Source organism: Stutzerimonas stutzeri, from assembly GCF_009789555.1.
In the GTDB taxonomy this organism is placed as follows: domain Bacteria; phylum Pseudomonadota; class Gammaproteobacteria; order Pseudomonadales; family Pseudomonadaceae; genus Stutzerimonas; species Stutzerimonas stutzeri_R.
This window is the reverse complement of record NZ_CP046902.1, coordinates 1,413,382-1,435,274: the sequence shown is the minus strand read 5'-3', so window position 1 is coordinate 1,435,274 and position 21,893 is coordinate 1,413,382. Positions and strand designations below refer to the sequence as shown.

Annotated in this window: 17 protein-coding genes and 3 pseudogenes; 15 read left to right on the top strand and 5 right to left on the bottom strand. The window is 55.8% G+C overall.

The window, feature by feature from the left end; all coding sequences use genetic code 11:
* Positions 1-5: 5 nt before the first annotated feature.
* On the bottom strand, positions 6-1,313 hold the full coding sequence (locus tag GQA94_RS06675) for a TolC family protein (RefSeq protein WP_008569960.1): 1,308 nt from the start codon (positions 1,311-1,313) through the stop codon (positions 6-8).
* An 839-nt stretch (positions 1,314-2,152) separates the two neighbouring features.
* Between GQA94_RS06675 and GQA94_RS06670 the strand changes: the two genes are divergently transcribed.
* From GQA94_RS06670 to GQA94_RS06660, 3 genes are all read left to right on the top strand, one after another.
* On the top strand, positions 2,153-3,472 hold the full coding sequence (locus GQA94_RS06670; protein WP_014822255.1) for an OprD family porin: 1,320 nt from the start codon (positions 2,153-2,155) through the stop codon (positions 3,470-3,472).
* A 320-nt stretch (positions 3,473-3,792) separates the two neighbouring features.
* Positions 3,793-4,467, top strand: coding sequence for a heavy metal response regulator transcription factor (locus GQA94_RS06665; RefSeq protein WP_008569962.1), 675 nt, complete (start codon positions 3,793-3,795; stop codon positions 4,465-4,467).
* A complete protein-coding gene (locus GQA94_RS06660; RefSeq protein WP_003292663.1) occupies positions 4,464-5,837 on the top strand; it encodes a heavy metal sensor histidine kinase in 1,374 nt (457 codons plus the stop codon). Before GQA94_RS06665 ends, GQA94_RS06660 begins: the two co-directional genes overlap by 4 nt.
* 122 nt (positions 5,838-5,959) lie before the next feature.
* Here GQA94_RS06660 and cadR read toward each other — a convergent pair whose 3' ends face one another.
* Positions 5,960-6,364 carry a Cd(II)/Pb(II)-responsive transcriptional regulator gene (cadR, locus tag GQA94_RS06655; RefSeq protein WP_003292662.1) on the bottom strand — a complete coding sequence of 135 codons (405 nt, stop codon included), beginning with the start codon at positions 6,362-6,364 and terminating at the stop codon, positions 5,960-5,962.
* Between the two features lie 92 nt (positions 6,365-6,456).
* Here cadR and GQA94_RS06650 point away from each other — a divergent pair, with 92 nt between their 5' ends.
* Complete coding sequence (locus GQA94_RS06650) at positions 6,457-7,347, top strand: cation transporter (RefSeq protein ID WP_003292661.1); 891 nt, start codon at positions 6,457-6,459, stop codon at positions 7,345-7,347.
* 86 nt (positions 7,348-7,433) lie between these two features.
* Here the strand turns inward: GQA94_RS06650 and GQA94_RS06645 are convergent, their stop codons facing one another.
* Together GQA94_RS06645 and tcmP are read right to left on the bottom strand one after the other, a co-directional pair.
* Positions 7,434-8,066 (bottom strand): HAD family hydrolase, encoded by a 633-nt coding sequence (locus GQA94_RS06645; protein WP_003292660.1) that lies wholly within the window; start codon positions 8,064-8,066, stop codon positions 7,434-7,436.
* Positions 8,067-8,123: 57 nt separating this feature from the next.
* Positions 8,124-8,927, bottom strand: a pseudogene (gene tcmP, locus GQA94_RS06640) (three-Cys-motif partner protein TcmP); the annotation flags it as partial.
* Here tcmP and GQA94_RS06635 point away from each other — a divergent pair.
* A pseudogene (locus GQA94_RS06635) lies at positions 8,925-9,230 on the top strand (tyrosine-type recombinase/integrase); the annotation flags it as partial. The pseudogenes tcmP and GQA94_RS06635 sit on opposite strands and share 3 nt — an antisense overlap.
* Positions 9,231-9,843: 613 nt before the next feature.
* On the opposite strand, the gene GQA94_RS06630 reads toward GQA94_RS06635, so the two are convergent.
* A complete protein-coding gene (locus GQA94_RS06630; RefSeq protein WP_015275572.1) occupies positions 9,844-10,890 on the bottom strand; it encodes a hypothetical protein in 1,047 nt (348 codons plus the stop codon).
* A 198-nt stretch (positions 10,891-11,088) separates the two neighbouring features.
* Here GQA94_RS06630 and GQA94_RS06625 point away from each other — a divergent pair.
* From GQA94_RS06625 to GQA94_RS06580, 10 genes and pseudogenes are all read left to right on the top strand, one after another.
* A pseudogene (locus tag GQA94_RS06625) lies at positions 11,089-11,193 on the top strand (integrase); the annotation flags it as partial.
* Between the two features lie 494 nt (positions 11,194-11,687).
* Complete coding sequence (locus GQA94_RS06620) at positions 11,688-14,051, top strand: heavy metal translocating P-type ATPase (RefSeq protein WP_015275571.1); 2,364 nt, start codon at positions 11,688-11,690, stop codon at positions 14,049-14,051.
* Positions 14,052-14,143: 92 nt separating this feature from the next.
* Entirely contained in the window at positions 14,144-14,524 is a 381-nt protein-coding gene (locus GQA94_RS06615) for a hypothetical protein (protein WP_003292653.1), read from the top strand.
* A gap of 92 nt (positions 14,525-14,616) precedes the next feature.
* Entirely contained in the window at positions 14,617-15,870 is a 1,254-nt protein-coding gene (locus GQA94_RS06610) for a TolC family protein (RefSeq protein WP_003292652.1), read from the top strand.
* Entirely contained in the window at positions 15,867-17,318 is a 1,452-nt protein-coding gene (locus GQA94_RS06605) for an efflux RND transporter periplasmic adaptor subunit (RefSeq protein ID WP_015275570.1), read from the top strand. Before GQA94_RS06610 ends, GQA94_RS06605 begins: the two co-directional genes overlap by 4 nt.
* Entirely contained in the window at positions 17,315-20,479 is a 3,165-nt protein-coding gene (locus GQA94_RS06600; protein ID WP_003292650.1) for an efflux RND transporter permease subunit, read from the top strand. Before GQA94_RS06605 ends, GQA94_RS06600 begins: the two co-directional genes overlap by 4 nt.
* Positions 20,476-20,832 (top strand): copper-binding protein, encoded by a 357-nt coding sequence (locus GQA94_RS06595; protein ID WP_003298789.1) that lies wholly within the window; start codon positions 20,476-20,478, stop codon positions 20,830-20,832. Before GQA94_RS06600 ends, GQA94_RS06595 begins: the two co-directional genes overlap by 4 nt.
* A gap of 142 nt (positions 20,833-20,974) precedes the next feature.
* Entirely contained in the window at positions 20,975-21,292 is a 318-nt protein-coding gene (locus GQA94_RS06590; RefSeq protein ID WP_003292648.1) for a co-regulatory protein PtrA N-terminal domain-containing protein, read from the top strand.
* A 32-nt stretch (positions 21,293-21,324) separates the two neighbouring features.
* Complete coding sequence (locus GQA94_RS06585; protein WP_003292647.1) at positions 21,325-21,582, top strand: DUF2933 domain-containing protein; 258 nt, start codon at positions 21,325-21,327, stop codon at positions 21,580-21,582.
* A gap of 23 nt (positions 21,583-21,605) precedes the next feature.
* Positions 21,606-21,836 (top strand): hypothetical protein, encoded by a 231-nt coding sequence (locus GQA94_RS06580; protein ID WP_003292646.1) that lies wholly within the window; start codon positions 21,606-21,608, stop codon positions 21,834-21,836.
* Positions 21,837-21,893 lie beyond the last annotated feature (57 nt).

The window sequence follows — 21,893 nt, the reverse complement described above, 5'->3', positions numbered from 1 at the left end:
GATTCCTATGGCTGAGTGGCCGAGGTGATAACGGCCGACCCATCTCCGACAATTCGCGAGATTTCTGCCGCCGCCTGGTTAGCTTGTGATAGCGCAGACAGGTACTGAGATCGGGCTTGGAAAAGCGTGCGTTGAGCATCCAGTACGTCAAGGAACGTGAATTTTCCAAGTTCGAACCCCTTGCTGGCAGCTTCATAAGCGCTTTGGGCACTGGGGAGCATATCGTTGCGCAACAGTTCAAACTGCTGGCGAGCAGTGCGCAGCCGCATGTGCGCTTGGGAAAGTTCGCTTTTCAGGCGTATATGGACGGCGTTGAGCTCGTCCTGCGCCTGGTAGGCCCGTTCCTGCGCTGCTCCGATGTTGCCTTGGTTTCGATCAAACAACGGCAGGGGCATCGAGATACTCACCAATCCCAGCGTGCCGTTATATTCATCTGAGCGTTGGGCACCTACGCTAACCGTCACGTTAGAAAAGCGATTCGTCCTTTCCAGCTTTAACGCAGCCCGACGTCTTTCAGCCTCCCGACGCGCGCGGGTTAGTTGGGCGGAATCGTTCAAACGGCTATAAAGCTCAGCTAGCTCGGGAAGAGGAGGCACTGCCTCTGCCGGCTCTTTTACTCGCTCAAAGCGTGGCTGTGGATTTCCCCAGTTGGCCGCCAGCCGAGTGCGCGCAGCTTCGAGTTCAGCTGTGGCCTGGGCAAGCTCTACTTGCACTCCAGTAGCCGCAACCCGCGCCCGGGTTTCCTCTACGGGAGAAACCATGCCGGCCCTCACACGTCGATTGGCCACGTTCACTGCTTGCTTCGCAAGCTTTGAAGCAGCCTGAGCGAGGTCCAGCCGTTCTTGAGCAGTAAGCACATCGTAGTACGCGCCCATCACTGCCCCCCTCAGTCGAGCTTGGGCGTCCTGTAGGTCAGCAGCTGCTACGTCCAAGGCTCGTTGCGCCGCCTCAATACGAGCCGAACGTTTACCACCCAGCTCTATTTCTTGGCTCAGTTCAAGCGTGGTCTCCGGGGCATCGCCCCGGATTCCCTCCTGGCTAGCGGACAATATTGGATTCGGACGTGCTCCGGCTTGGCTAATTAATGCGCGAGAAGCAGCCAGCTCACGTCTTGCAACAGCCAGTTCAGGGCTTGCAGAGCTAGCGAGTTCCAAGGCGCGTAGAAAGCTTATGGATTCGACAGACTCAACGGGGAATGTATTTGACACACCGACAGGTAAGGTCTGTGTGAAGGTCGGCAACTCTAAGGGTTGCGCAAAGGCGAGATTGCACGACAACGTCGTCAACCCCAGCGAGAAAAGAGCTTTTCGCACCGAAATCTCCTAAAAAAAGGGAAGGTTCGGTGAGACGTCAGATACAGATAAATGGCGCTTACTGGTTACTTTGGCGTCCCACCGGTTTTGCACCGATGCGCCAATTAGGTTTCTCAGGACGCCCCGCTTCAGCCGATGCGTAGCTAGCAGAAGGAAACGGTTTCAAGCTCATTGATAATACCGAACCAGGACAGATCCCTTTCGTTATAAGCGGCTTGATATGGTCGCCATGAAAGACACAGTCTCCATCCAGACTGATTTTTTTTGCGGCTTTTGACGATCCTTCCTCGTCAGTACCCAGAGACTCGTGCGGATGTTCGTGATGTCCAAGATGATTTGCTGCCGAACCATCCTCATGACTGCAGCTCGTGCTAACAACTGCCCATGATGATTGCAATGGGAACAAGGCTAGCAACATCAGCAAAACTATTTTTCTCATCCAAGGCAAAACGATGACTTCCTGGTTTAGATGTCGAATCCAATCATAAGAACTACCCCCGCCAAGACGCGAAACACATGCGCCTCTACTGCGATAGTGATTCGCCCTGAATTTAGTAGACAAATACACGAAAGCGTTTTTATCAGCCTTGCCAAGCCGGCGAGATAGCTGATGGCTATGGGGTGGTGACTTTAAATAAGTGTGGATAACGACCTGGTGACCGCAACATTACAAATCTGTAATCGAAGGAGTGCGCGATTGGGCTTCCTCAGATTACAAAATAGTCATTTGCCGCTAATCCTGCCGTCATCTCTAGGGGAAGAACATGGCCAAGCGCTAAAAACAAAAAGGCGAAAGGCGTCATTCGAGCACTGACCTGCCGTACATAAGGAGCATCATCATGAGCAAAAAGGCCGTTTTTTCGCTGACAGCCCTTTCACTGGCATTGGGCAGCGCCCCGGTCTTTGCCCAATCGGAAACAGCCGAGGGCTTCATCGAAGGCAGCACGCTATCGCTGATAAATCGCAACTTCTATTTCAATCGGGATTTTCGCGACGGTGAGAGTGCCGCCGGCAATGGCTACTCCGAGGAATGGGCCCACGGATTGATGGCCTTCTTCGAGTCCGGATATACCCAAGGCTCGGTAGGGATTGGCTTCGACGCTTTCGCCATGCTCGGCCTCAAGCTCGACTCCGGTTCGGGGCGCTCCGGTGTGGGCGGCAGCATCGACCTGCTTCCCCACGACAGCGCTGGCGATCCTGAGGATGACTTCACACGGGTGGGGGGCGCGGTGAAAGCACGCTTGCTGGACACCGAGATCAAGGCCGGCGATGTATTTCCCACTACACCTGTCGTGCACTTCGGCGACTCTCGGCTGCTGCCGGAGTCTTTCAAGGGTGTCACCGTTGTGAACAACTCGCTGGACGACCTCACCCTTCAGGGAGGCCGCTTGCACGCGATGAGCCAGCCCAACACCAGTAACATGAACGAAGACTTCGTCACCTTCTACGGCGGGGGCGTAGACGCGCCTTGGCTCGGCTACGCAGGCGGTGACTACAGCGTGAATGAAAATATCAGTCTTAGCCTGTACACCAGCCGCCTCAAAGATGCCTGGAACCAGCATTACTTCGGTGCGTCGGCCACCTATCCGCTCTCCGATATCGTCGCGCTGCTGGCCAGCTTCAACTATTACAAGGCAACCGACGAAGGCCGTGAGTTGCTGGGCGAGTTCAACAACAACATCTGGAGCTCCAGCCTGGGTGTCGCCTTCGGCGCGCACACCGTCACGGCGTCGTATCAGCGAAACAACGGTAACAACGACTTTGACTACTTGCGCCAGGCGGACTCGATCTACCTGAACAACTCCATTCAGTACAGTGATTTCAACTCACCTAAAGAGCAGTCCTGGATGCTGCGCTACGACCTGAACATGGCGGAGTACGGCATACCCGGGCTTACTTTCATGACCCGCTACGCCCGCGGTTGGGGCGCCGATTACAGCAACGCGAACGAGGTGTACATGCGCCAAGACGATAACGGTGCGCCGCTGACGGGACAGAACCGCTGGGAACGCGACGTCGAAGCCCGCTACGTTGTACAGACTGGCTCTCTCAAGGATTTGTCTCTGCGGGTGCGCCAGGCTACCACGCGGGCGACTGCTTTCGAGTCCGACCTCGATGAGGTCCGATTCATCGCCGAGTACCCTCTCTCGATCTTGTGAAACACCATGAGCAACACCACATCTTCTTTAGTTTTGCTCCCTTGGTTTGAAGATGTGTTTCAGGCGCCCATCAGGGCGCCTTTTTTCGTTTGGTGCACCCGCTCGCGCTGCGGGTCAACCAAATGACCGGTAGATTACAAATTCGCAAGATAGCCCTCACAGGGCTTTTACCGCGTTAAAGTGCTTCCCGCTTCCCTGGGCAGATCTTTTCGCCTCTGCCTTTCACGCTAGAGCCAAGCCGCTTTCGTCTTGACCTAGTTACTACATGGATTTTTTTGGTTCCGCTTACCGCGCACCTCCTTGCCGAGTTACCTCAAAACATGCGCATCCTGGTTGTCGAAGACGAGATCAAAGCTGCGGAATACTTGCAGCAGGGTCTTATCGAATGTGGTTACTTGGTCGATTGCGTAAGTGATGGCCTCGATGGGTTTCACCTGGCACTGCAGAACGACTATGACATCGTGCTGCTAGATGTGAATCTGCCAACCATGGATGGGTGGGAGGTTCTCGAACTCATCAGGCGGCGTAAGCAGACACGCGTCATCATGCTGACTGCCAATGGCCGCTTAGAGCAAAAAGTCCGCGGCTTGGAATCGGGCGCCGACGACTATCTGGTCAAGCCGTTCCAGTTCCCCGAGCTGCTTGCCCGTATCCGGACACTGTTGCGGCGAGGCGAGGCAGTCACACTTCCGAGCAACCTGCGTGTAGCCGACCTCGAACTGGACCCGGCCCGGCATAGGGCTTACCGGAGCGGTCAGCGTATCGACCTCACCAGCAAAGAATTTGCGTTATTGCATCTGCTCATGCGCCGGACTGGCGAAGTCCTCACGCGTACGGAAATAACTGCCATGGTGTGGGACATCAATTTCGACTGCGATACCAATGTGGTGGATGTTGCGATTCGTCGCCTGCGGATGAAAGTGGACGAACCCTTCGGCGATCGCCTGATACACACCATCCGGGGTGTGGGCTACGTGCTGGAGGCGCGGCCTTGAAGCCACTCAGCCTCGCATCGCGTCTCGCGCTTCAAATCACACTGACCGGCGCCGCTTTGGTCGCGCTGCTGATTGCACTGAGCTACTGGGTACTGGTGCGCCAACTGGAACTGCGCGCCCAGGAGGAAGTGACGGCCAAGCTCTCTCAGATCGATCATGGACTCCTCGAAGACACCAAAGCCCGTATGGGCCGCTCCTGGCAACACGCATTGAGCGATACCGTACTCGGCCATGACAACCTTTCGATTACGGTCATCGGCGATACAGCGAAATCACCCATTTTCAGTATCGGCCGATTCGCCAATGCGCCGCAGCAGCTGGATCTCGTGAGCAGGGACGGCGACTATCTTGGCTGGACAACGAAAGATGGCGTGCAGATGCTAACCGGGCGCAAGCAAATCCAAGTCCCGGGACTGGCTCCAATGACGCTTTTACTTTCGCAAGATCGCAGTGCCGATCAACGGCTGGTGGCTGCATTCCTGCGCTCGGCCTTAGTGACCGTGCCGATGCTACTGATATTGATCGGATTGGCTGGATGGCTAATCGCCCAAAATGGCTTGCGGCCGCTTCGCAAGTTCCGGGCCTTGGCGACTAAGGTATCTACACAGGATCTATCACCTCGAATCCGCACCGATCGGCTTCCGCAAGAGCTCCAGGCATTGGCGCACAGCCTCAACGTAATGCTTCATCGACTCGATGACGGCGTTCAGCAACTGTCACAATTCTCGGACGATGTGGCTCATGAGTTAAAAACTCCGCTGAACAACCTGATAGGCAAGGCGCAGGTGACTTTGGTGCGTGAGCGAAGCAAGGAGCATTATCGGGAGGTGATCGAGTCGTCGGTTGAAGAACTCGAACGCATGGATCGAATCGTGTCAGACATGCTGTTTCTCGCCCAGGCCAGCCACGCCAGCCCAGCACTGAAGCTCGAACAATTATCTTTAGGAAGCGAGGCGAGGCGCGTATGTGAATACTTCGAAGTCCTTGCCGAAGAAGCGGGAGTCGCTACGACAGTAACGGGCGATGCCATGATTTTGGGAAATCGACTTATGGTCCAGCGGGCCATTTCCAACCTGCTATCCAACGCGCTGCGGCATTCAAATACTGGCAGTACGGTCGAACTTAAGATCCTTGAGGAGGACGTAGACATCGTCTCGCTGGCTGTCACCAATCATGGCGCGACTATCGAATCGGATCATCTCCCACATCTGTTCGACCGCTTTTACCGCGTTAACGGCATACAACCTCGCGGGGCAGGATTGGGGCTAGCGATTGTCCGCTCAGTGATGAACCTCCACAAAGGCCACGTGGCCGTCGCCAGCAAAGACGGTCGGACCACGTTTGAACTCACGTTTCCTCGGCAGGCCTGACTCAAAGTGATACCGCACGGAGACAGCCATCACTACGAAGGGGCAAAAACCACAGGGACAAACAACCATTTCGAGGGCATGCGCGTTGGCCGGGTAACCAGGCCCGCAAGCCCCAACGCCGTTCATTTAATGCATGCGTCCTCGCTAATTCCGGCGAGAATGCCGCAAGCCTCAACTTCCCGCCCATCGTTGCAATTAGCCCGCAGTGAAACGAGTTGTCGTTCGAGTGATTGCAGAGCGGTTATCTGGGATCTGACTTGAGAAATGTGATCATCGAGTAAGGCATTGACGGCCGTACAAGGCTGGCGAGGGTCATCCTGGTAGCTTTGGAGTGCGTGAATCTCTGGAAGTGACAGATTCAAGATTCGGCAGCGCCGGATGAAAGCTAGCCGCTCGCCATGCTTCTCGGTGTAGACACGATAGCCGTTCGCCTGGCGATCAGGCGGTGGCAACAAGCCCTGCTGCTCATAGAAGCGGATCGTCTGTGTATCAATCCCTATTAGCCTTGCTAACTGACCAATGCGCATCGTGTGAATCCTCATCGGCTCTGCGTTATTGACCTTATAGTAGCTATAAGGCTTTTAATGATCCCATCTTCGATTTCAAGTGGAGCCGTATCATGAGCAAGTCCGATGGTCCCTGCGGCTGCGATGCGACACCAGCCGCTGATGCCGATATGCAAAACCCTTCCGATACGACGGGGCAATGGGTCAGTGTTTACGCCGTGCCCAAGATGGATTGTCCATCAGAAGAGCGAATGATCCGCTTGGCGCTGAATGGTTTGGACGGAGTTCGGAAGCTGACTTTTGATCTGTCGGACCGTCGGTTAGATGTCATGCATGACAGTGCCGTTGAGCCCATAACCAAAAAGCTGGCGACGTTAGGGCTAGGCGCCACTCTTCAGAAAACTGTCGCGGCAGACCCTGAGATGATCAAAGCCGCCGAGAATCCGGCGAACTCTACACAGGAATCCCGCTCCCTACGTTTACTGTTAGGCATCAACGCCTTCATGTTCGTGGTAGAGATGACTGCTGGCCTGATTGCCAGGTCCGCGGGTCTGATTGCCGATTCGCTCGACATGTTCGCTGACGCGGCAGTGTACGGCCTGGCCCTTTATGCGGTTGGGCGCAGCGTCAATCTGCAGGTGCGTGCTGCACACCTTGCTGGTGTGCTCCAGCTGATTTTGGCCCTCGGCGTGCTCGTAGAGGTGATCAGACGCTTTATATTCGGCAGCGAGCCCGAGTCGCTGATAATGATGGCCGTCGCGTTCCTGGCATTGCTCGCCAACACGGGTTGTTTGCTGCTGATTTCCAAACACCGGGAAGGTGGTGCTCACATGAAAGCGAGCTGGATATTCTCCGCCAATGATGTGGTCATCAACATGGGCGTCATAGTCGCCGGAGCGCTCGTCGCTTGGACTGGGTCCAACTACCCAGACCTGATTATCGGTACCGTCGTGGGATTCATCGTTCTCAACGGCGCTCGGCGTATTCTGGCGCTCAAGGGTTGAAGGAGCTCCCGTTACAGAAAAAGGGTGTCTTCATGCCTGTAAGCCATCCGGGTCTAGCGGCGTCAGCTAAAACTGGCGACGCCGCTTTAGCCGTTGGCGGATGGTGGGTATTGCAGAACGTGGGCTGCAAAGTCCATCAGCGAGACGAAGCCGCACTGATCGGCTTTTCCTTCACGCTGTAGGTGGTAGCCCCGCATGCCTTGCCCAATTGGACCAAGCATATCGGCTTGCAACGTGTCACCGATCATTGCGATAGCGGAGGCTTCGCAGCCAAGCTGTTCGATCATCTGACGATAGATTGCGGGCTCAGGCTTTATTGTCCCAACCTCAAAGCTCCATCCGTAAACATCGAACGACGGCAGTAACAGTTTGGCCGGAATCGCATATGGGGCTGCGAGATTGGAGCACAACGCGAGATTCAGGCCGGCGTCCTTTAGCTGATTTAGCGACTCCAACGCATCATCGAAAAGGCGAACGCTGGCCAGCTCGGTGAAAAGGTCGCTTTCAAGGCTAGCTAACTCAGAGTTGCTCAACTGCGCACCGAAATAATCGGCAGCTCCAGCCAAGCCCAGATTTCGAGTCATCAGAGTCCGTGCGTCATCCGGCCTTGGTGTTTTGCCCTGAAGCCGCAGGTTCTGCATCAGTTGGCGGAAAGGATGGCGGCGCTCACCTATCTGGAGAAGCGTGCCAAACACATCGAAAACTACTGCTTGTATCATGCCGGTACCTCTACCGTTGGAGGCGAACCGCCCACCCGAAGAGCGATGCCGCCCCTCTCAGTTTTCTGAACTGGATTTCTTCAGAGGTGGCACGAAGAAGATGGGTCTTTGCGGGGGCGCTATCAGGATATCTGTCGACTTGATGCTTGTGCCTTTTCGACGCCTTGTTTTGCCGTTCTTGTCGACCGCCAGCAGATCACCGGTCGCGACAGCAATGTCGAGTGCCTGCTTTACGCGAAGCTCGTCAGCCATGGTGTAGTTGGTCAATCCGCTCATCAGGCCCAAAAAAGGTTGCCGTTCTACCTCGTAGACCTGTTTGGGCAAGAGCTCCGAAAGTTCTCCTCGGATGCGGTCATTGGTAGCATCGTCGAAATAATGCTCATCCAACAGCAAATCGTGCTGACCTGTCACGGCGATATCCCGATTGGCGTCGTAGCTGAAAAAGCTGGAAGGCGACAGCATATGGGAAAAGTTGTTGCCGTATTTCCAGTGGATCTTCTTCATCACATCGTTAGCGCGGTAGTTGTTCGCCAGATGGATAAACCAATAGGCCATCGGGTTGCTGCCGGCCGGACGAATGAAGAAGACGGTCATGTACTGGGCACCGCTTTCCTGCTTGATCCCCTCGGACAGATAGCGCTGGATCAGGTATTGCCAGCTCCGTGGCTGATGCGCCTTCAGCTGTTTAAGCATGTCCCATGGCACATGCTGATCCAAGCCGATATTTGCAATGGCTTTCCGGTTCGCTTGGCGGTCGGCTAGATACGTAACCAAAAAATCGACATTGAAGGTCAGCAGGACCTCGGCTTTGTTGAGATTCTGGAAAATCCATTTGATCTTAGGGAACGGCACATCGCCATACATCATGCCCAGCCCCGCAGCGAGGATTGCCTTTTTCCGAGCCGGCTGCATATCTCAGACCATCTATCCACTCGTCAATACGCTCGTATCGTCAAAGGTTGGGTGAAAGCCATTGGCCCTGATCCAGCCCTGTATGGCATTCACACAATAAGACGTACGAAGGCATCGCTGATCTATCGCAGGACGAAGAACCTGCGGGCAGTTCAACTGTTGCTCGGCCATACGAAGCTGGAGAGCACCGTTCGATATCTGGGGATTGAGGTCGATGATGCCCTAGAGATGGCGGAACAGACCGAGGTTTGACCATGCATAGCGACGGTCGAAGCCAGGCCGTCGCTAACCGGCCAATAGCCGCCCTAGTCTGCCCACCAGTTCGGTATGACAGATGCTAGGCCGGTCAGGGCGCCGACTACCCCAATCATGATGCTACTCCAGAAGGTTACCGGCTCGCGGCGCTGCCTACGCTCCTCGCGGATGTCTGCCCTGACAATGCGAATGCCAGCATCTGTGAGATACCTGGGCTCCCGCGGGTCGCTATCAAATTCGACTCGCCCCCAGAAAGTCCTGTCATCGCGATCAGGCAGTGGGACACCGAGGCGGTCTGCCTCTATCATCCAGTACTCGGTCAAGATCAGCAGCCGCCATTCGTACAGACTGTCCGACTTCTGAATATAGTCCTGAAGCTGTCCATCCTGTTCCGGTTGGACGGTGTGGGGCGGGTGCATCTTCTCCAGTTCGGACCTGGCTTTTTCGCACTTGGCCAACTCAGATCGCATCACTCGGTAATGCTTTGTCCACATCGCTCGCCCCTCCCTTGGAAGAGCGCGACGCTACCTGACTGCAAATCTGAATACCACCTTGCCCGGCCGAATCCTTGCCCGATGCGCGGCCGGCGGGCGTGCCGTGGAGTATAGGGCTAGCCCAAAATAATAGGGGATGGAAGAATCGATTGAGCATTCGGCTGAACGTATCGTCGGGATAATAGGCATTTAGTAAAATTCAATGCCAATGCTTCGGAATCAGTGGTAACTCCCGGCTGTAACATGCTACCGCGCCCTTCGACAAGAATGGCTGCAAACGACAATAAGCTAATTAAATTAAAAAGCCGCAAGAAATTACTCGGTGTTGCGTAGCCTTTAAAGAATCCATGCGCAATCCCATGCCGATTTAAAACAAAGTGCGATGGTAACGACTCTGTATGACCGTAAAAACACCCACGGAAGTACATTTCCATGCTCTCCAGCATCTGCACTCGCTCATGATATCGACTTAAATAGTTTATCGTTAATTCCTTGTCTGGATACCAATCATAACCTGCGACCAGTCGTTTCAACTCACCTTGCTTTATTCGATGAAAAACCTTTAGAAGCGTCTCTATATTCACGGCATCCTTAACTGGAAGAGAGACGTGCTTTCCAAGCTCTCTTAGGAACCCTTCTATGCAAGGCAGAATTCCAACAATTGCCACGCCGTACAGACCCAGACAGTATGCCTTTACAGCCTCAATCAGCTGTTCTTGATACTGAGCAAAAGTGATGCGCTGAGACCATGCCCCACAAATCAGGTCGGCCATTCGTGGGGGCGTGTACATTTCCAACAGCATATTATTCGCGTGAGCGTACCTTTCCTCTTCACTGTTGCTTTTCGAGATTTTTCCGCCGTATTCAGATAGAAATCCAAAGCTATGATATGGGGGGAGTACTATCTCAGTAGTCGCAAACGTATCTCTGTACCAAGCTAGCCCAGAGCCCACTTTGATTTCCGAAAGATCTCTTGGAAAAAATGCACACTCACCAGATGAAACAATTTTATATCCGCGAATATCCCGAAAACAGCTCAGCTTCGCTTCCTGCAAACTATCAAACTCATGCTTCCCTCGATGTAAGCAAGCTTCTACTGCTTTTATTCCTCGCCCCAGCGCCATCGATTTTCTGCACTGCTTGTAAGCCTTAGCGAAGTCCATAGCTGCCCTTGTTATTCGACCCACTGATTCGATCGAACCTACCTGACAACACCTAGCCACGCAAACCATCTGCCGGCGCAGCCCGGCGGTAATGACTGACACGCAATTATTAGACGAATTTGAACGTCAGCTTCTGGCCGGTTAGCGACCATTGCTCTGGCTAGCCATCCTTGTCCTCCCACACGTGGAGGACTTGCCATGAACATCATCGCTACCTGGAGCCGTCAGCCCTGGAACAAAGGGAAATTGGTCGGGCAGAAAATCCCGCTCCGACTGAGAGATATCTGGGCGATCCGAGTAAGGGGTCATGCCGAGATATAAGTAAAATTCACTCACTTCGCACGTAACGTGTTGATGCCAAGAGAATTTACCAAATCGACCGCACAGCCTCTGATCGTGGACTATCTTTTCTGACTCCTCAGAAAAGGAGTTCCTATGGCTTCATTAGAGCGTACGGCGTATCCCACTCTGCCAAAGGCGTATTCAAAAGCAGAGTACCTGCGCTTAGGCTTTTGCACGGTTCGGTATTCATCAAAATGAAGCGGCCGAGCATCGAACAATGGAGGCATAGGCTAGGCCAGCAGGCGGTATCTGCGCGAGCTACTTTTCCAGCAGCTCGCTTCAACATACATACGACCTGACATACCAGAGAACCTGACAGAAATGTAATGGTTACTTCAGCCTTTGGTCAGGACGCTTTGCATATATTGGCTGTCAGACGCTGCAAGCATTGAAAAACCGCAAATGTCCCTGCAATAGGCCAAGTTCGTCGCTAACCAATCCATAAGGTGCCCCGTATGTCCTCTCAGCAGTGCCATCACCAGCCCGACCAAACGAAAGGTACTGCAGCACTCACAGACCCCGTCTGCGGGATGAAGGTGGAAGAGGATAGCGAGCATCAAGAGCATTATCAGGGAAGCACTTACCGCTTCTGCAGCCAGGGTTGCCAGACCAAGTTTCGTTCCGACCCTGCTCGATATCTCGCTGCACCGCAGGCTCATGGAACCTCCTCTCGGGCATCTACCCCACCCGCACAGAAACCACCCGCCGGTGATGCAACGACAGAGTACACCTGCCCGATGCACCCTGAGATCCGCCAAATGGGTCCAGGTGATTGCCCTATCTGTGGGATGTCATTGGAACCTCTGATCCCTGAACTCGACGAGGAGGAGAATCCCGAACTCAAGGACTTCTCGAAGCGATTCTGGTGGTCTCTGCCCCTGACCGTAGCAGTAACCCTGTTGGCAATGGCGGGACATGCGATACCGCTGTTTCACGGGGCTAGCCAGAACTGGGTTGAACTGGCCCTCACGACCCCGGTTGTCTTGTGGGCAGGCTGGCCATTTTTCGCGCGCGGTCTCGCCTCGGTCAAACATCGCAGCCCAAACATGTGGACCTTGATCGGGCTTGGCACGGGGGCTGCCTATATTTACAGCGTCGTAGCAACCCTCTTACCGAGCATGTTTCCAGAGTCATTCACAGTAGGCGGCCGGATAGGCGTTTATTACGAAGCCGCCGCGGTGATCATTTCATTGACTCTGCTGGGCCAGTTGCTGGAATTGAAGGCCCGCTCGCAGACGTCCTCGGCAATTAAGTCCCTGCTTGGCTTATCACCTAAAACCGCTCGCCGTATCGCCAAAGATGGTTCAGAGGAGGACATCCCGCTCACACATGTTCATGAGGGCGACCATCTGCGCGTTCGTCCTGGTGAAAAGGTACCCGTTGATGGAGAGGTATTGGAGGGCGAGAGCGCCGTCGATGAATCCATGCTAACGGGCGAGCCGGTTCCGGTGACGAAGCGGACAGGCGATTCGCTTATCGGCGCGACGATGAACACGAGCGGCTCGCTTGTCATGCGAGCCACCAGGGTTGGCTCCGGGACTATGCTTTCACAAATCGTCCAGATGGTTGCGAATGCACAACGCTCCAAAGCACCCATGCAGCGAATGGCAGACACGGTTGCAGGTTATTTCGTGCTGACGGTCATCGGTATCGCCTTGCTGACATTCTTTGCATGGGGCCTGTTCGGGCCTGACCAGGGCTGGGTATTCGGCCTGATCAATGCAGTTGCGGTTTTGATCATTGCTTGCCCTTGCGCACTTGGCCTGGCAACGCCTATGTCGATCATGGTTGCCACAGGCAAAGCGGCTGGAAGTGGAGTGCTTTTCAGAGACGCAGGCGCCATCGAAAATGTCCGTAAGGTAGACACGCTGATTGTCGATAAAACAGGAACCTTGACCGAGGGCCGACCTGTCTTCGATCGGGCCATAGGCGTCACGCCGTTTGACTCGCAGGAAGTCATCCGTTTGTCTGCCAGCTTGGATCAAGGTAGTGAGCATCCCCTAGCCCACGCGATCGTAGACCATGCCAGAAGCGAAGGTCTCCAGCTGGCGAAGCCAGAGACCTTCGAGTCAGGGTCAGGGATCGGAGTCCGTGGTCTGGTGGAAGGCAAGCAGCTACAGCTAGGCAACACCGCGCTTATGGAAGATGCGGGTGTGAGCGTCGAGCCGTTGAAATATCAGGCAGAAAAAATGCGCGAGAGCGGTACCAGCATTGTGTACCTGGCTGTTGATGGGGCACTTGCCGGCTTGCTGGCCGTATCGGACCCAATCAAACCGACTTCCAAGGAAGCTGTAGCGCGGCTCCAAGCGGAGGGCGTGCAAGTCATCATGGCCACCGGCGACGGGCTTACCACTGCCCGCGCGGTGGCTCGTGAGCTATCGCTCGATGAGGTGCATGGCGAAGTGAAGCCGCAGGACAAGGAGGCGCTGGTGGTTAAGCTACAAGCCCTAGGTAAAGTAGTCGCCATGGCAGGCGACGGAATAAATGATGCGCCGGCGCTCGCCAGGGCTGATGTCGGCATAGCGATGGGCACGGGCACTGACGTCGCCATGAACAGCGCCCAAGTTACGCTCGTTAAAGGTGACCTGATGGGGATACTGCGCGCGCGCACGCTTTCGGTGGCGACGGTTCGCAATATGCGTCAGAACCTTCTGTTTGCCTTTATGTACAACGGGTTGAGCATCCCGATTGCCGCAGGTCTGCTCTATCCGTTCTTCGGACTGTTGCTGTCTCCGATGATTGCTGCCCTGGCCATGAGCCTCAGCTCAGCATCGGTTGTGTTCAACGCACTCCGGCTCCGTCAAACGCGTGTAGTTTGAAGCCTGTCGGCTTAGGCTTAGGCTTAGGCTTCGGTTGCGAAGCGACCGATTGCCTCATTGATTGCTCATGAATTGCCCCGTAAGCTGGAAATATGACGTCCTACATGCGCTCCTTCCTTATCCTGCTGCTAGTGCTTGCGCTTCAGATCAATGGGATAGCGGAAATGCTCATGACGGTTGGATCGTCCGGGCATCACATGATGTCCGATATGGAAGGTGTGGGCGCCATGACGACCGACCACGCTTCGATGGTTGGCGCCGATGACGGTGCTGAACACGAGTGCTGTGAAGCGAATGAGCATGGAACGGCGACCGTCTGCAAGACGGGCCAAGAATGCAAAACTGCAAGTATCCTTCAGCTTGTCTCAATAAAAGCCCAGCTGATGCCTGCTGCTAAACCCGTGACCACTCCCTATAACGGCCTGATCCCCTCTAGCCTTTTAGACGCCGTCTGGCGTCCACCCCGCGTCTAATTCCGATCAAATTATAGGAACCGCCCGAGTGAGCATTCGGGCCGGCTACTGCGCGCCTTTGGCTCGCATGAAAGATCAGGAATCCTTCGCAAATGAAACCCCGTATTTATTGGGCGCCGCCGTACGTGGCCGCCTTGATCATGGGCGCGCTCTCGTTTCCAGGGTTAGCGTCCGCTTTGACCTTAGAACAAGCTCTGAGCGTGGCCGAGCAAGACGCGCCTTCGCTGCATGCGCAAGCCGCCAACCTGGTGGCCGCACGCAGCGCTGCAATCCCTGCCGGCGAGCTTCCTGACCCTAAACTTAAGCTTGGACTGCAAAGCGTGCCCATCGAAGGTGACGCTCGCTGGCAGTTGGAGCAAGAGGCCATGACCATGCAAATGGTTGGGGTCATGCAAGATGTGCCAAACCGAGCGAAAAGGCGCGCTCGTGTCGAGGCCGCGCAGGCTAGTGTTGCGCTCGCAAACGCCCAGCAAACGGTTGAACGTCTCGGTGTGCGCCAAGCAACCGCCGAGGCATGGATCGCTAGCTTCGCGGTCGAGCAGAAGCTAAGCCTTTTCAAGCAGCTTTACAGCGAGAATCAGCTCCTTTCGCGGGCTGTTCAGGCCCGCATTGCTGGCGGCAGCGGACAAACCGCAGACAGCGTACTTCCGAGGCAAGAGGCAGCATTGCTGGCTGAACAAGAGGATGAGCTGCTGCGTAACCAGGCTGTTGCGCGGGCCGGCCTCCGGCGCTGGATAGGCGAGCTAGCAGGCCAGCCGCTTACAGGTGACTGGCCGCAATGGCTTGCCGCCGTTGATAACTATCAGCACAACCTGAACCGGCACCCGGCGTTACTCGCCTTCGACCCGATGACTCGTGAAGCGGAGGCAAAGGTTCACCAGGCCATCGCAGAGAAAACACCGGATTGGAGTTGGGGGATCGACTACCTGCGACGTGGCCGTGAGTACGGCGACATGGTGAACCTCAGCGTCAGCTTCGACCTGCCGCTGTTTACCAGCTCTCGGCAGGATCCGAAGATCGCGGCCGAACGAGCTCGCCTTGCCCAGATCGAGGCTCAGCGCCAAGCGACCTTGCGCCTGTACAACCAAGAGCTGAGTACTGACCTCGCTGAGTATCAGCGTCTGGACCGCGCACTCATCCGCCTCGACAAAACCTTACTACCCCTCGCTGAAGAGAAGGTCCGCCTTGCCATGGCCGATTACCGCTCCGGAAGCGGTGAGCTGACCGCTGTGATCGAAGCGCGACGACAGCTTGTGGAGACCCGGCTACGGCGTATTGACGTCGCCCGCGATCGATCGTTGAGCAATGCCCGCCTGCATTTCGCCTTTGGAGATACCCGACCATGACATTCCAACACAAGCGGCTGGTACTCGCCTTCAGTCTGCCTCTGATGATTAGCGCTGCAGCGCTAATCGGTCTGCCTACCGCAGCCTTCGGACAATCGCCTGCAGAAGAAGACAAGGAAGTGCTCTATTGGTATGACCCTATGGTCCCCCAGCAAAAGTTCGATAAGCCGGGCAAGTCGCCATTCATGGATATGGAATTGATTCCACGCTATGCAGATGAGGGAAGCGACGGGGCATCGATCAGTATCGACCCGAGCGTGACGCAGAATCTCGGCGTGCGCTTTGCAACCGTAACGCGTGAATCGATCAGCCAGTCGCTCGAAGCGACAGGCGCATTGATGTTCGACGAGCGAGACGTGGCGGTTGTGCAGGCGCGTGCCGGTGGCTTTGTCGAGCGCGTTTACGACCGAGCACCGGAGGATGTCATCGAAAAAGGCGCGCCGTTAGCCGATCTGCTGGTTCCCGAATGGGTTGCCGCACAGGAAGAGTACCTGGCGCTCAAAGGGATTGGCGAACCCCAGCTGCTCGCAGCGGCTCGCCAGCGGTTGCGCCTTGCTGGCATGCCGCCAGAAGTCATAGTGCAGCTAGAACGAACTGGTAAAGCGCGCCCTGTTTGGACAGTGAGGAGTCCAATAGGCGGCGTGCTGAACAGCCTCGACGTTCGCGAGGGCATGACCGTATCCACTGGTGCGTCTCTGGCACGTGTTAATGGGCTGGAAAAGGTATGGTTAGAGGTTGCGGTGCCTGAGGCGCAGGTTGCAAATGTGGCGCCTGGGCAGCTGGTCAACGCGCGCCTCCCGGCCTTTGCAGGTGAAGTTCTGGAAGGGACGATCCAGGCCGTACTACCACAAGCCAACTTGGATAGCCGTACTGTGCGCGTCCGGGTTGAACTGCCTAATCCGCAACAACGGCTTCGTCCCGGCATGACGGCCGAGGTGACGTTGAGTCGCAACGTCGAAGATGTCTTGGTCATCCCGTCCGAGGCGGTCATTCGCACCGGTCGGCGCGCATTGGTGATGCTGGCCGAGGATCAAGGCCGTTACCGCCCGATTGAGGTTCGCACAGGCCGGGAATTCGATGACCAGACAGAGGTGCTTGAAGGGCTGGAAGCCGGTCAGAAGGTCGTGGCGTCCGGTCAGTTTCTCCTGGATTCAGAGGCGAGCCTACGCGGGCTGACCGCTCAGGGTTTGGAGGAGCCTGCAACTTCTACAGAACCTGCGCTGCACGAGGCTGAAGGTACGATCGTCAGCCTGGAAGATGGCATGGTTGGCCTGTCGCATGGGCCGTTCAAGACGCTGAACATGCCTGGGATGACAATGTCCTTTCCGGTTGCAGATCAATCGCTCCTAACAAAGTTGCAGACCGGCGATCACGTCCGTGTCGGCGCGCGTGAAAGCGAAGAGGGCCTGGTCATTGAGCACATCGAGAAGCTGGGGGGCCAGCGATGATCGCAGCCATAATTCGCTGGTCAGTGGCCAACCGCTTTCTGATCCTGCTGGCTACTGTGTTCGCGGTGGCTTGGGGTGTCTGGTCGGTCAAAAACACCGCTGTTGATGCATTGCCAGACCTTTCCGACGTTCAGGTCATCATCCGCACGCCATACCCCGGGCAGGCGCCCCGGATCGTTGAGAATCAGGTCACCTACCCACTGACGACGACCATGCTGTCTGTCCCCGGCGCAAAGACGGTCCGCGGCTACTCCTTCTTCGGGGATAGCTACGTGTACGTCCTGTTTGAGGACGGCACCGACCTCTATTGGGCCCGTTCTCGGGTGCTGGAGTACCTGAGTCAGGTGCAGAGTCGGCTTCCCGCCGCCGCCAAACCCGCTTTGGGCCCTGACGCCACAGGTGTCGGCTGGATCTACCAATATGCTTTGGTAGACCGAACGGGCAAACATGACCTCTCGCAGCTGCGCTCTTTGCAAGATTGGTTCCTGCGCTATGAGCTCAAGACACTGCCCAACGTGGCGGAAGTCGCGCCCATAGGCGGGATGGTCAAGCAGTATCAGGTCGTACTGGATCCCGTGCGCATGGCAAGCAGGGGCGTGACGCAGCAGCAGATTGCAAAGGCGATCGATGAAGCCAACCGTGAAACCGGCGGGAGTGTTCTGGAACTCGCAGAAACCGAGTTCATGGTCCGTGCGACCGGGTATCTCAAGACACTCAAAGACTTTCGAGCCATTCCTTTGCGTCTCGACGGCGGCGTGCCTGTGACGCTAGGGGACGTTGCGCATATCCAGCTCGGCCCGGAAATGCGCCGGGGCATCAGCGAGCTTGACGGTGAAGGTGAGGTAGTCGGCGGCGTGGTGATCCTGCGGAGCGGCAAGAACGCTCGGGAAACCATCGCTGCCGTTCAGACCAAACTGGATGAGCTGAAAGCGAGCCTGCCCCAAGGCGTCGAAATCGTCACGACGTACGACCGTAGCAAGCTGATCGACAGTGCCGTTGAAAACCTCACGCACAAGCTCATCGAGGAGTTCATTGTCGTTGCGTTGGTTTGCGCGATTTTTCTGTGGCATCTGCGCTCGTCGTTGGTCGCCATCGTGTCGTTGCCGATCGGCATCCTGATTGCTTTTGTGATCATGCAGCGGCAAGGCATCAACGCCAACATCATGTCGTTGGGTGGCATCGCGATCGCCATCGGAGCGATGGTCGATGCAGCAATCGTCATGATCGAAAACGCCCACAAGCACATTGAGGCCTGGCACAAGCGGCATCCTGACTCCACCTTGAAGGGCCAGGAGCACTGGAAGGTCATTACTGACGCGGCTGTTGAAGTGGGGCCGGCACTGTTCTTCAGCCTGCTGATCATCACGCTGTCGTTCATACCAGTGTTCACCCTGGAGGCGCAGGAAGGCCGGCTGTTCGGTCCACTGGCGTTCACCAAAACCTATGCAATGGCAGCCGCCGCGGGCCTGTCTGTCACGCTGGTTCCGGTGCTCATGGGGTATTGGATCAGGGGCAAAATCCCTGACGAACACCGTAATCCACTCAACCGTGGCCTCATCTGGATCTACAAGCCGGCCCTGGACGCGGTACTGCGCTGGCCCAAGATGACTCTGCTGGTGGCTGTTCTGGTCTTCCTGACAGGCTTGTGGCCGGCCTCTCGCCTTGGTGGGGAGTTCTTGCCCCCGCTGGATGAAGGTGACCTCCTTTATATGCCCACTGCGCTTCCAGGCCTCTCCGCTCAGAAGGCTTCTGAGCTACTGCAGCAGACGGACCGGCTCATAAAAACGGTTCCAGAAGTTGCACACGTGTTCGGTAAGGCTGGTCGAGCCGACACCGCTACAGATCCCGCCCCGCTGGAAATGTTCGAGACGACCATTCAGTTCAAGCCGAAGGATCAATGGCGCCCTGGGATGACGCCTGACAAGCTGGTTGAGGAGTTGGATCGCACCGTACAGGTACCTGGATTAGCCAATCTGTGGATCCCGCCGATTCGAAACCGTATCGATATGCTGGCGACGGGTATCAAGAGCCCGATCGGGGTGAAAGTGTATGGCACTGACTTGGCACAGATCGACAAAGCCACCCAGGCAGTGGAAAAAATCGCCAAAACGGTGCCTGGGGTCAGTTCGGCACTTGCTGAGAGACTGACCGGCGGCAGGTATATCGATGTGGATATCGATCGTGTCGCCGCCGCACGCTACGGCCTGAATATCGCGGACGTGCAATCGATCGTGGCCGGTGCCATCGGTGGTCAAACCATTGGTGAAACCGTGGAAGGGCTCGCCAGGTATCCGATCAACCTCCGCTATGGCCGCGAGTGGCGCGACTCGATATCCGATCTGCGCAACCTACCGATCTACACGCCGCAAGGCAGCCAGATCACGTTGGGGACCGTGGCCAAAGTACAGGTGACAGACGGACCGCCCATGCTTAAAAGCGAAAACGCAAGGCTGTCGGGCTGGGTTTACGTCGATGTTCGTGGCCGCGACATGGCGGCTGTGGTGGGCGATCTGAGGGAAAAGATCAGCAAAGGGGTCCAGCTCGAATCCGGCATGAGCATCAGCTATTCCGGCCAATTCGAATTCATGGAGCGAGCTAACGCGAAGCTGAAGCTCGTCGTGCCGGCTACCTTGCTCATCATTTTTGTCTTGCTCTACCTCACGTTTGGGCGCTTTGGGGAGGCGTTGCTGATCATGGCCACGCTGCCATTCGCCCTAACCGGTGGCGTCTGGTTCCTCTATTTGCTCGGGTACAACCTATCCGTAGCGACAGGAATCGGTTTCATCGCACTGGCAGGCGTTTCTGCTGAGTTCGGCGTCATTATGCTGCTGTATTTGAAGAACGCATGGACAGATCGGGTTAACGCTGGAGCCCATGGCGAAGGCGTACTGCTCGACGCAATCCGCGAAGGCGCTGTGCAGCGGGTGCGCCCCAAGGCCATGACCGTAGCAGTGATTATCGCCGGTCTGCTGCCCATCCTCTGGGGTAGCGGAACCGGCAGCGAAATCATGAGCCGCATCGCCGCGCCCATGGTGGGCGGGATGATCACCGCCCCTTTGCTCTCCCTGTTCGTTCTGCCGGCAGCTTACCTGCTGATGCGCCGCCGGCAATTGCGAGTTACCACCCAGCAAGCAACCAACCCCACTGGAGAACATCCATGAACATTAAGCACATCACCCTTGCCTCACTCTTCCTGGTGCCAGTCGCCTATGCCGCCGACAAGGAGCCAATGGACGGCATGCCGATGGATCACAAAGGCATGAACATGCCAATGGACCAGAAGTCGGCGGGACAGACCGCTACAGCCACAGGTACGGTCAAGAAAGTAAACACCGAGAGCGGAACCGTCACCATTGCCCACGGCCCGGTCGAAGCGTTGGGCTGGCCGTCGATGACGATGGGCTTCAAAGCAAAGCCTGATCAGCTCCAAACGCTGAAAGAAGGGGACCAGGTCGAATTCGAGTTCTCCTCGAAAGGTATGGATTCCACCATTACGCGCATCGAAAAGCAGTAAAGAGCAGAAAGCGACCGCCGCAGGCGCGGCGGTCGTACCAACACGAGAATGAAGCGATTACCGCTTTGTAACCTTGGCAACAGCTTCTTGTAAGTAGCAAGCCTTTAATCTACAGGCATCAACTAACCAAGAGGTGCAAACCATGAACCGCATAACCAAAGTAATCGTTCCTTTTATTCTGACCGTTGCTTCCTCGCTTGCAATGGCCGAAGGCGGAAGCGAACGTACGCTGAATCGCTTAAATGACTCGGCAGGAGCAAAGCCCACCCTTAAGGAGCTTGTCAAAGAGGGTCAAGTGCTGAGCATCGCACCTGCAGGGGCGACCGGCACGACTCGAATGATTCAAAACTATAGAACTAGTGCCCAAGTCCAGACGTATGAGATGAAGGTCAAGACCCCCGACGGGAAGATCCATACGGTAGAGTTCCTGAGCACCCCAGTTGGCGTGAACAATGGCTAATCTGCCAAGCTTAATATCCGAGGGATAGTTAGATGAGCAGCATAATATCCAAGATTAAAAGCGTACTGCAGCGCAATCCGGTCGTAACGGGGTTAACCGCAGCTGTGGTTGGCTACATGCTACTGAACCAAAGCACTGCGGCGTTGGCAACAACGCTGCCAAGCCTGCTCTTTCTCTTGCCCTGCTTGTTGATGATGGTCGTATGCATGAAGCATATGTCTAGCGGTAAGTGCGACAAGCCCAAGGAGCCCAACGTTGGCGAAAACACCTTGTTAAGCAAAAGCGAATAACCCACTGAACTTAGAGATTTAACATGCGAAAGGCCATCACCGTTACAGCAATCGCAATCACCTTGGCGAGCGGACTGAGTTTCGCAGCGGCAGATAAAGCGGACCAAAGCCATTCAGAAACCGGCATGATGAGCGGCGACAAGCATATGGAAATGATGGGTGACATGCGTGGAATGATGAAAGAGTGTCGTGAGATGATGGGGGCCGCCAAAGCCGACCACTCGCAAAATGGCGAAAATCCAGACGCAGCATAGGATATGAGGGTGTGAGTAACAATGATCGAAGCAGGTGGGGGGTGCCCCACCTGCTTT